Source organism: Moorena sp. SIO4G3 (genome assembly GCF_010692305.1).
Lineage (GTDB): Bacteria > Cyanobacteriota > Cyanobacteriia > Cyanobacteriales > Coleofasciculaceae > Moorena > Moorena producens_A.
In genome coordinates this window covers 1-8,359 of the sequence record NZ_JAAHIG010000374.1, presented here as the reverse complement: position 1 = coordinate 8,359, position 8,359 = coordinate 1, and the positions used below count along the sequence as shown (strand labels likewise).

Here is an 8,359-nt window from a genome sequence, read left to right as displayed (position 1 = left end):
CGGTTGAATGATTTCCTCAACCAAAATCAGGTGTACTCCAGATGAGGTCACAATGGGTTGGAGAATCTGGGGCGGAGTGGCAGCAAAGACCGCAGCCGCAATCTCTGGCTTGAGTTGTTGGCGCTGTAGTATTCCTCGATATCCCCCAGAGCGGCGCAGTGAGACGTCCTGAATATGTTGGCGAGCAATCTCATGGAAACTGATTTCCCCTTCCTTGAAGGCATAAAAGAGTTCCCAGGCTAAGTCTTCGTCTTCCAAAACCACTTCGTACATGACGACTCCGGCATAATCAAGCTGGTGCTCATAAAAAAAAGACTCAACTTGATCGTTAAACAGATGTTGAGCGACCTTGTCAGCGATGGTGTTGGTATAAATCAATGCTTCAAAATCATCCAGAGATAGATGATGTTTTTGCAGCCACGACCAAGTCTCGTCAGTGTTATGGAGTTCAGTAGCAAGACGGAAGTCGTCTGCTGCCTGTTGGAGTTCTTCCGGCTCCACTTGAATCCCAGCCTCTGCTGCTGCTGACTCAATAATCTTGCAAGTAACGATGCCCTCAAGTAAGGTAGGAATTTGGCAAGAGAGCCTGACATGTTCAAAAAGAGCTTTCTGGTCAATAGTAATCAAGCTTTGCATAGTATACTGCTGAATTTTACTTAATTTTAAACTCAATCGTTAGTTGGATGAGGCACTAGACACTATACCTAATACGTAACACCTTGGCCTAACCCTAAAAACTAAATTGACAGTAAGCAGTCAGCAGTCAGCTGTCAGTGGTCAGCGGTCAGCTTATTTTCTTCAAAAGCACCTCAAGTAGCCTGGCCACAGGCCAAGGGTGATAGCTGAACGCGCACGCGTGTGCGTAGCACATAAGCTGATAGCTGAATGCTTACAATTGACAGACTACTAGGGTTGAACTAATTCATCAATTTTTATTCTAGCCATCCATCTTTTAATTATGTCTGAACAAAAGATGAGTTTTTGTTTAAATAAGACATAATTAATTGAATTGTGTCTTGCTATCCTCAAGAAAGATATAAGTCACTTACTTATGTCTAATAATAAAAGACTAATTCTATAAGTTATGTCTTGTATTAGTAGATTAAAATGATTTATTTATGTCGAAAATATGCTTGATTTAAGTCCAAAAATAACTATAAAAACTATTGACTTTTCGTTTTGTAGGTACGATTATGAAATTAAGAAGTTAGCAAGCTTACTAGTCATGAATAGTTGCATGCTAACTGAAGAACTAACATCTGAAAGTAAGGAGAAATCAAAATGTCTAGTATTAAAATCGCTGAACTTCGTCCTGCTGGTTCAGAGCTATTCCAAGACTCCGAAAGCTTCCTGAATGAGCTAAGCGATGGTCAAGAAATGGACATGGTTTTAGGAGGAAGGTTCTCTCGCTTCTCCTTTAGCTTTGGTAGTTTCCCGACTGTACAAAGCGTCCAGAGTATAGAGACCGCTAGTATCGTGAGCAACAGTGTCGTTACCGGCAACTCAGTTGTCTCGGTGAATACCGGTGGCTGAGGTAAGCACTAAGTTCCTTAAGTAAAGGAATTTCCCTCTTTACGAAGTCGGTTGTAACTGATATCTTGCGCTAATGTGAGTCGTCAGCCAGGGTTTAAATCCCTGGCTGATCAATCAATTCCTCTGACCTAGGAATCAATGTTGGCCACATTATGATTTCAGTTTCCCCCCTTTTTTAAGGGGGGGGATCTATCTATTTTAATGGACTTTATCGGTTAGTCGGTCGTTTTAACCACCGGCGGGTTGTAGGGCTGATGGACAATGGTGCAAGAAGTTAGTTCAGTCGGAGTACTTGTGGCTCCGATTGATGATTTGCAAAAATCCCTAACCATCAGACTTTAATCAATACCTTATGTCCAAAAAGTAAAGCTGATTCTATTGACTTTTTGGTCTGAATAACTAAAGATAAATAATTAATGATGGTGTCAGCTAATGCGCTAGGCGCACGCTACGCGAACAGCCGTGAGCTTTTAGCTCACGCGTGGGCGTTCAGCTGTCAGCCGTCAGCAATTATTTTTTTTGTTAATTTTTTTAGTTTAAAAAAACTATGGCATTTTTATTAAGTTCTAAAAATGTTTTCGAGTACCTGATTGAGCAGGGAATCTGTACTGAACACCGAAAAGATCTGGGTAAAATTGAGCCCAAGCCTGCCAAGAACTTTAATTTGCTCCTGACCTTGCCAGAAGGTCGTAAGCTCCTAGTTAAACAAGAGCCTTATGACCAAGACGGTGAAACTGTAGGTGAGTTTTTGAAGGAATGGCGCTCTCAAGAGTTTTTACGACAATTCCCAGAGGTAAATCACCTGGGGTCTTGGCTACCTGAGGTACTCCATTTCGATCCAGATAATTCGATTATTGTTTTTAACTATCTGAGTGACTATCAAGACTTAAGCGAGTTCTACGGTAAAGAGAATCTCTTTCCGAAAGCGATCGCTAGCTCAATTGGAGCGATGCTAGCTAATATTCATCGTGCCACCTTAGGTAGTCAGGACTATCAGGACTTTTTATCGGAAAAATCAGCAGCTCCATCCCCGGCTCAGGCTCAGAATATGACCAAGAATTTGGAACGAATTGGTCCGAAAATATTTAGTCAAGTACCCGCAGATGGTCTGAAATTCTTTGCTCTCTATCAGCGCTACGATAGCCTCGGAAAAGCGATCGCTAAACTGAGTAATAGTTTTGATGCTTGTTGTCTGGTTCACAATGACCTGAAGTTGAACAATATCCTGTTACCCAACGATTGGGAGCAAGCAACGTCAGCCCCAGAGTCAGATGGCATCGTTGGACTTAGACTGATTGACTGGGAGCGCTCTAGTTGGGGAGACCCAGCCTTTGATTTAGGCTCAATTATCACCAGTTACCTGACCATTTGGCTAAGTAGTCTAGCGGTGAGTAAGTCGATTGATATCGAAGAAGCATTGAATCTAGCGATGACTCCCCTGGAACAGATCCAACCTTCCATAGCTGCCCTGATTCGGACTTATTGCGATCGCTTTCCTGAAATTTTAGAGCGCTACCCTAATTTTTTGCAGCGAGTGATGCAATTTTCTGGTCTAGCCTTGATTCAAACCATCCAGTCAATAATTGAGTACCAGAAATCCTTTGGAAATACAGGGATCTGCATGCTTCAAGTAGCCAAGAGCTTGTTATGCCGTCCAGAAGCATCCATCCAAACAGTTTTTGGTATCTCAGAATCAGAACTAATTGGTCTTAATCAGATCTTGCACCAAGTTTAAAGTCAAAGTAGGGAACAGCGGATCACCGGAACAGTGTGGGGAGATGGGGAGATGGGGAGATGGGGAGATGGGGAGATGGGGAGATGGGGAGTCATAGCATTTTTCATAGCTATGAAGTAAACAGGATTTTTTCCCGACTCCCGACTCCCGACTCCCGACTCCCGACTCCCGACTCCCGACTCCCGACTCCCGACTCCCGACTCCCTATTCCCTATTCCCTATTCCCTATTCCCTATTCCCTATTCCCTACTCCCTACTCCCTACTCCCTACTCCCTTTGCAATAACAAATAACAATTTTCAAACCACAAAACCATGCAATTACTTGAATCACTACCAAATCAACTGCCAGATGCTGTACCTGAGCAGCTGCGAACTGCCCTAGAAGATATGGTAAAGCAGCTTGAGATTCAGGAGTCCAACTTTTCTATTCGCCATCGAGATTACAAACCCTTGGAACTTCCAGCTGAGGCAGTACAACGCTTTGGGGAATTGTCTTTAGACTTGCAAAAAAAGTATCTGAGTTTGCAACTGCGGAGTTTTCTCTACGGGCTTTACTACAACGGTTCGCTAAAAGATGGTCTAGCCCTCAATGGCGATTCAGATGACCTGACACTGCATCAAAATTTAGAAAACAATACTTACCTGGGGATAGATTTAAAATTCTACCAACGATTGGATGAAAGCAATACTGGTGAAGGCTACTTTGACCCCGATTGGCTGGTGCTAAGGCAAGAAAGTGATGGTACCCTGGCAGTAAATAAGGGGGGTTTAACTCTACATATCGAGCCGGAGGAGCATTTACAACCAGAAGCACAATCTCCCGCTGTTGGGGACGACGTTGCGGTTTTGCTACCTCCGAATCTGGTACAAAACGGATTCTATATGGCAGTCGGTAATCTGGGTACCTATGACCATGGGCATCCAGATAGTGAAGGTGAAATTGTCCGCATCTACTTCAACTTAACCGCTGAAGGTGCAGTGGCGGTAATGGGTAGCCTGACGCAACAGTTAAATCAAATCCCGGTGCCATTCTCTTTTAAGGTTCTCTATAATCCTGAGGATTACAACCGCTACGACTCAGGAGTACTCTACTTTGACAACAACGACTATGAAGCAGTGCGGTTAGTGCTTCAGAAGGTTTATACAGAACACCAATCCCATTTTAAGCCAGAAGTACCCCTGTTCACCAAATTCCTAGCGCCAGGATTGGGGTTAGCGGAAGAACCAGACCAGAAATTTGCTGACCAAGAAAGTTTCGGTATGAACCGCTGTCAAATTGTTGCTAATGGCTTATTGGAAGCTCACCAAAAAGGGGACGATTCTCCAGAAGCTCGCATGGCAGCAATTCTCCAACAGTTCTCTTTGTTGGAGATTGAATTGCAGCAGTGTTACTTAAATTCCGAATCTGAAGACATCTATACTCCCTTAGATTTATGAAGTTAACTGATCTGACAACCACCATCACCCCATCCCCTGCTCAAGAAGCGCTTTCTGCTAGAGTTAAATTCCCAAAGTCAGATTTACCTTTTTACCGCAAACTGGGACGCACTGACTTAACCGTGAGCTGTCTGGGATTAGGTGGTGGGGGACACATTTCTAGTGAGGATACTCTCTACGCCTTTGATCAAGGAATCAACTACTTTTTTTACTCTAGCGATCTACATCACTATCTCTACAGTTCTATGGCTGGGGCGCTGCGCCAGCTGTGTGGACGGGGTTCCTCAGTTCGAGAGCAGGTCGTTCTGGCAACGGTAAGTTATATGACCAGGAGTCCCGATTCCATATTGACTTATCTATACGATCAGTTTGTAGACTTGGGAATTGACTACATTGATATATTTTTTTGGGGTTGGATTGATGCTGACAATGGGGATAATTTCGAGAAATGCTTGAATATTTCTAACGATCTACGCGGTCCCAATACAGTGTATCAGCGCACCATAGAAAGAGTATTTGAAACCTCAGAACGTCTCAAAAAAATGGGTGCTGTGCGCTATATTGGTGCGTCATTCCACGACCACGATCTTGCCCGAAAGTGGCTAAATAGCCCTTTATTAGATGTGGCTATGGTTCGCCATAATGTTGCTCACCGCACTGCTCAGCAAAAGGTCTTTGCAGATCTAGCTCCCGAAGACCCCCAGCGACAGGGTATTGTGACGTTTAAGTCAGCGGGAATGCAGAGTGTTCTTTGGACTCCCCCGGAGGATCTACCAGAACACTGCTGGATACCTTCAGTACCAGATTTATATCGCTATTCTTTAAGTCAGAACTGTGTGGATGTTGCTTTGGCAGGTTGGACCTCTCGTGAACAAGTTGATGCAGCGATCAAAGGTATTCAAAAAGGAAAACTAACCCAGGCTGAACTAAACTATCTCAATCTCTATGGCGATTTACATCGCAACCGCATCAACATCGAAGAAATTCCACCTGAACGTTTGATTTACCAAGCTGATCCTGTTGTTAGTGGCTCAAAGAGATAGTTAGTCGTTATGTCACAGGCTAGAAGCCTGTGCCACAAAGCTAATCAGCCTATTAAATTTTCCCTTTTGAGGTTTATTTTAAGCTGACTGCTGACTGCTGAACGCGCACGCGTGCGCGTAGCGCTTAAGCTGATAGCTATCAGAATTTATACTGTTAAACTACACCATTGATTAATCACAAAAAACCATGAAAAAAACAACAGAAACCTTAGAAAAACCGGTAGTAGTAGAAACTTCTCCAGCAACGGATGCAGATATTATTGCTTACCTGCGCCGTTCCAGGAAATTTGGTGAAATTTCTACCTTAGCTGAACAAGATGCTTTGATTTTGAATCTGTGTGAGGAATTTAGTATTACAGTTTCCGATCAGGAATGGCAAGCGGCTGGAGATGCTTTTCGTGTAGAGCACAAGTTGCTAGGGGTTACTGAAACCAATAGTTGGTTTTCTCAGCAGAAGATTACTGTAGAAGAGTGGTCTGAAGGAATTAAAGTCCAGCTGTTGACGAAAAAATTAAAAGAGCATCTGTTTGGAGGAGCTGTCGATGGGGATTATCTTAGCAATCGCGAAAACTATAGACGAGTAGCCCTCTCTCAAATTCTTGTGGTTGACCTAGCCCAGGCTTTGAAAATAGTTAAAGCACTCCGCTATGACAACGCTTCTTTCTGTGCTTTAGCACTGGAACACTCGAAGGGTAAACAGTCTCAAGACAATGGCGGTTTTGTCGGGATTCGCTTTCTAGTAGAACTTTCCCAAGACATTGCCAAAGGGATTTATGACGCTAAAGAAGGTGAAGTGATAGGACCGATTCAAACTAAACTTGGCTATCACATTCTCAGAGTTGAGAAGTGGTTTCCAACGGAACTAAGTGAATCAGTTAGAGAGGCAATTTTAGAATCTCTATTTCAGAATTGGTTACAGGAGCAAAGTCAGACTAATTCTGTAGAAAATTCGTAAGCATTCGGCATTTAGCTATCAGCAGTCAGCTGATAGCTGAACGCGCACGCGTGTGCGTAGCACATAAGCTGATCGCTGATAGCTGGCTACTGACAAAGGAAGCAGATGAATCCTGGGAATTAAGGAGTAGCTGAAGTTAAGCAAAAGGGGGTTAGTAAAAAAAACAATGTTATCTAAGATACCTGTTTTACTAGCATTAGCTGTTAGTGGGTTTAACTCAGTTATTGGGTTAGATAGTAGTTGGCTTGATCCAGTTAAAGCACCAGTTGTTAGTCAGCTTAATACGATGAGTGTTCAAGGTAGTAGTGTTTTAAAAACGGAAAGCAGAAAAGTTAGTCCTTTTACTGCGATTGACGTTAGTGGTAGTTATGAGATTGAACTAGTTAGTCAGCAAACTACCAATCTTGAAATTAGCGGTGATGATAATATCTTGCCCCTAATTATTACAGAAGTCAGGGATAATACTCTATTCATTTATCCTGAAAAAAGTATTTCTCCTAAAACCATCTTAAAAATTAAAGCATCTACCCAAAATATCGACCAACTATCTACCCATGGCGCTAATTATGTGAAAGTTTACAATGTCAATAATAAGCGGTTAAATATTAAGGTAAATGGGAGCGGCAATACTGAACTATATGGCAAGACCAAAGAGCTATATCTAAAGGTATATGGAGCCGTTGATGTCAATGGTAAAAATCTTTCGTCTACAAAAGCTAAGGTTGACCTATTTGGTGCTTCCCAAGTAGATGTTTATGCCACTGAAAAGCTTAATGCTAGTGTATTTGGCTTAGGAAATATCAATTATTACGGCAATCCCAAAACCGTAATTAGAAACATATTAGGATTAGGTTCAATTACTAAATTTTAGCAAGGCAAAAGGCAAAAGGCAAAAGGCAAAAGGCAAAAGGGGACTGGGATCTATCTTTTTAATGTGATTTCACTAATATACAGTTTAAATGCACAACAGCTTAAGGAGTAAAAACAATGATTTTATCTAGAATTAGTTTTTTTGACGTAAATGACGATAGTTTTTTTTCTGGATCTGACTTTGGCATCAAGCTAGATGAATTCAATCCTCGTTCCTTTCTTGATGCAGTCGCTCATGGGGGAAACCCCCAAGACCGCGCTGCATCGCTTTTGAAACCTAGAGTCGGCATTTCTTCGTTCAATAGCAGCTTTAGTCGAAATCAGATTTTTGGCGGGAGAAGCAATGACATTCTGGTGAGTAGAGCAACCAGTGCGACTTTCAACGGTGGCAAGGGTAGTGACATTCTGACTAGCATTAGTGGTAATAATTCCTTTTCTGGAGGAGAAGATGATGACATTCTTTTAGGTGGAATAGGAAATGATACTCTTGATGGTGGGGAAGGTAACGATATTATCGCTGGCCTGAGTGGAGATGACTCGATTTCTGGCGGGTTAGGGGATGACACTCTCACAGGTGGAGGTATTTTATTGTCTAAAGAGGGTAGCTCTACTACTATCAATGTCAGTGATACCACTGGCATTGATACTCTTAGTGGTGGGGAGGGAGCCGATAGATTCGTGCTCGGGGGAAAGTCTCAATTTGTCGGTGAAACTACTGTGATTCAGTATGATGAAGCAGGGAATGATGACTATGCTCTGATTACGGATTTTGATACTACCGAGGA

The 8,359-nt window shown here is 42.6% G+C and carries 10 protein-coding genes; 9 read left to right on the top strand and 1 reads right to left on the bottom strand.

The features are described from left to right. A partial coding sequence (locus tag F6J99_RS36975) for a peptidylprolyl isomerase (RefSeq protein WP_293120734.1) occupies positions 1 to 636 on the bottom strand: 636 nt, incomplete at its 3' end. A gap of 645 nt (positions 637 to 1,281) precedes the next feature. Between F6J99_RS36975 and F6J99_RS36970 the strand changes: the two genes are divergently transcribed. The 9 genes from F6J99_RS36970 to F6J99_RS36930 all read left to right on the top strand — a co-directional run. After that, entirely contained in the window at positions 1,282 to 1,533 is a 252-nt protein-coding gene (locus F6J99_RS36970; protein ID WP_293120732.1) for a hypothetical protein, read from the top strand. Positions 1,534 to 2,080: 547 nt separating this feature from the next. Further along, positions 2,081 to 3,268, top strand: a complete 1,188-nt coding sequence (locus F6J99_RS36965) for a phosphotransferase (protein ID WP_293120730.1) — start codon at positions 2,081 to 2,083, stop codon at positions 3,266 to 3,268. Beyond that, positions 3,237 to 3,365: a hypothetical protein gene (locus F6J99_RS36960; protein WP_293120728.1), complete on the top strand. Its 129-nt coding sequence runs from the start codon at positions 3,237 to 3,239 to the stop codon at positions 3,363 to 3,365. The genes F6J99_RS36965 and F6J99_RS36960 overlap by 32 nt, the downstream gene beginning before the upstream one ends. Beyond that, positions 3,328 to 3,651 carry a hypothetical protein gene (locus F6J99_RS36955; protein WP_293120726.1) on the top strand — a complete coding sequence of 108 codons (324 nt, stop codon included), beginning with the start codon at positions 3,328 to 3,330 and terminating at the stop codon, positions 3,649 to 3,651. Before F6J99_RS36960 ends, F6J99_RS36955 begins: the two co-directional genes overlap by 38 nt. Further along, entirely contained in the window at positions 3,582 to 4,706 is a 1,125-nt protein-coding gene (locus F6J99_RS36950) for a T3SS effector HopA1 family protein (protein WP_293120724.1), read from the top strand. The genes F6J99_RS36955 and F6J99_RS36950 overlap by 70 nt, the downstream gene beginning before the upstream one ends. Next, positions 4,703 to 5,749, top strand: a complete 1,047-nt coding sequence (locus F6J99_RS36945; protein ID WP_293120722.1) for an aldo/keto reductase — start codon at positions 4,703 to 4,705, stop codon at positions 5,747 to 5,749. The genes F6J99_RS36950 and F6J99_RS36945 overlap by 4 nt, the downstream gene beginning before the upstream one ends. Before the next feature lie 187 nt (positions 5,750 to 5,936). Further along, positions 5,937 to 6,704, top strand: a complete 768-nt coding sequence (locus F6J99_RS36940) for a peptidylprolyl isomerase (protein ID WP_293120720.1) — start codon at positions 5,937 to 5,939, stop codon at positions 6,702 to 6,704. Positions 6,705 to 6,870: 166 nt separating this feature from the next. After that, positions 6,871 to 7,575 carry a head GIN domain-containing protein gene (locus F6J99_RS36935; RefSeq protein WP_293120718.1) on the top strand — a complete coding sequence of 235 codons (705 nt, stop codon included), beginning with the start codon at positions 6,871 to 6,873 and terminating at the stop codon, positions 7,573 to 7,575. Between the two features lie 116 nt (positions 7,576 to 7,691). After that, a partial coding sequence (locus F6J99_RS36930) for a calcium-binding protein (RefSeq protein WP_293120716.1) occupies positions 7,692 to 8,359 on the top strand: 668 nt, incomplete at its 3' end.

What these genes read in the sequence shown, in the direction of transcription:
- F6J99_RS36945 (WP_293120722.1), top strand. Translation starts at nt 4,703, where the DNA reads ATGAAGTTAACTGATCTGACAACCACCATCACCCCATCCCCTGCTCAA.
- F6J99_RS36940 (WP_293120720.1), top strand. Translation starts at nt 5,937, where the DNA reads ATGAAAAAAACAACAGAAACCTTAGAAAAACCGGTAGTAGTAGAAACT.
- F6J99_RS36950 (WP_293120724.1), top strand. Translation starts at nt 3,582, where the DNA reads ATGCAATTACTTGAATCACTACCAAATCAACTGCCAGATGCTGTACCT.
- F6J99_RS36935 (WP_293120718.1), top strand. Translation starts at nt 6,871, where the DNA reads ATGTTATCTAAGATACCTGTTTTACTAGCATTAGCTGTTAGTGGGTTT.
- F6J99_RS36965 (WP_293120730.1), top strand. Translation starts at nt 2,081, where the DNA reads ATGGCATTTTTATTAAGTTCTAAAAATGTTTTCGAGTACCTGATTGAG.
- F6J99_RS36955 (WP_293120726.1), top strand. Translation starts at nt 3,328, where the DNA reads ATGGGGAGATGGGGAGATGGGGAGATGGGGAGTCATAGCATTTTTCAT.
- F6J99_RS36970 (WP_293120732.1), top strand. Translation starts at nt 1,282, where the DNA reads ATGTCTAGTATTAAAATCGCTGAACTTCGTCCTGCTGGTTCAGAGCTA.